The 2,051-nt window shown below is 69.4% G+C and carries 1 protein-coding gene; it reads left to right on the top strand.

Features of this window, described 5'->3' with window-relative positions:
• Positions 1–270 precede the first annotated feature (270 nt).
• A partial coding sequence (locus ABT247_RS33210; protein ID WP_350750274.1) for a phospholipase C occupies positions 271–2,051 on the top strand: 1,781 nt, incomplete at its 3' end.

A 2,051-nucleotide genomic window follows, 5' to 3' on the forward strand; every position in this document is an offset into this window, starting at 1 on the left:
GCCGTGGGCACCCGCACGCCCTGACGGGATGCCATGACCCCGGGGAGATGTCCCGTTCGCGGGACATTCGGCGGACATCAGCGGTCTTGTCCCCCAGGCCCGAAGCCCTGACGACCCGTTCCGTACAGCCCTGGTCAACCCATGGTTAACATGGACCCGTCAACGCCGTTCATCTGGTACTTCTAGCTTCTAGCCGCCGCGCCGCTGGAAGCTACGCGCGTCACGGCGCCCACTCCTGACCCAGATGACGATGACGTCGAGGTACCAACCATGCACGCAGTTCCCAGCCGCCGGCGGCTCCGCCACGGTGCCGGTCTGATCGGCGCGGCCTGCCTGACCGCCTTCGCCGGCGCGCCCGCCGCCCTCGCGGCCGACGGCCCGCAGACCGCCACGCCGATCAAGCACCTGGTGGTGATATTCCAGGAGAACGTCTCCTTCGACCACTACTTCGGCACCTACCCGAACGCGGCCAACACCCCCGACGACAAGGTCAGGTTCACCGCCAAGCCCGGCACCCCCAAGGTCGACGGCCTCACCGACGACCTGCTGCACAAGAACCCCAACCGGAACAACCCGCAGCGCCTCGGCCCAGCCCAGGCCGTCACCTGCGACCAGGACCACACCTACAAGGACGAGCAGCTCGCCGTCGACGGCGGCAAGATGGACAAGTTCGTCGAGCACACCGACATCGAGAACTGCAAGGCCCCGATGTACACCGCGCCCGGCCTGGTGATGGACTACTACGACGGCAACACCGTCACCGGCATGTGGAACTACGCCCAGCGCTTCGCGATGAGCGACAACTCCTTCGGCACCAACTACGGGCCCTCCACCCCGGGCGCGATCAACCTGATCTCCGGTCAGACCCACGGCGGCTACCCGGTGGACCCGAAGACCGGCCAGAAGACCACCGACGCCTACGTGGTCGCCTCGCCCGACGCCAACGGCGTGGGCACCGTCATCAACGACCCGGACCCGGGCTACGACGAGTGCTCCAACCCGCAGCACAACCAGCTGGTCATGACCGGCAGGAACATCGGCGACCTGCTCAACGAGAAGGGCGTCAGCTGGGGCTGGTTCCAGGGCGGCTTCAAGCCGACCGGCACCAAGGACGGCAAGGCCGTCTGCGGCGCCGCGCACGACAACATCGTCGGCGCCTCGCAGACCGACTACAACCCGCACCACGAGCCCTTCCAGTACTACAGGTCCACGGCGAACCCGAAGCACCTGGCGCCCAAGGACGTGAGCGAGATCGGCCACGACGGCCAGGCGAACCACCAGTACGACCTGACCGACTTCGACGCCGCCCTCCAGCACGGCGACCTGCCCGCCGTGAGCTACCTGAAGGCCGCCAACTACCAGGACGGCCACGCCGGATACTCCGACCCGCTGGACGAGCAGCACTTCGTCGTCGACACCCTGAACAAGCTGCAGAAGTCCAAGGACTGGGCCTCCACCGCCGTCGTCATCGCCTACGACGACTCGGACGGCTGGTACGACCACAAGTTCGCCGAGCCCGTCAACGGCTCGCGCGACGGCGCCAACGACGGCCTCAGCGGCGCTGGCCAGTGCGGCAAGGACGCCGGCTGGGGCGGCTACGCCGACCGCTGCGGCTACGGCCCGCGCCTGCCGCTGCTGCTCGCCTCCCCGTACGCCAAGTCCAACTTCGTCGACCACACCCAGACCGACCAGACCTCGATCCTTCGCTTCGTCGAGGACAACTGGAAGACCGGCCGGATCGGCGACCACTCCTTCGACGACCACGCCGGCTCCATCGAGGGCATGTTCGACTTCAAGAACGCCCAGCCGGCCACGCTGATCCTCGACCCGACCACCGGCCAGCCCGCCGGCGGCGACTCGACCCCGACCGACCGGCCCACCGGCGGTTCCTCGGCCACCACCCCGGCCGCCCCGGCAACCACCGGCGGCAACCCGGCCACCGGCACCGCCACCGTCGCGGGCGCCACCAGCAGCACCGGAGGCCCCGCGCAGGCCCCGGCCGCGGCGGCGCGCGGGGAGGGCGCGCGCGCCCGGTCTCCGCGCGCCTCCAA

The organism is Kitasatospora sp. NPDC001539, assembly GCF_040298565.1.
Lineage (GTDB): Bacteria > Actinomycetota > Actinomycetes > Streptomycetales > Streptomycetaceae > Kitasatospora.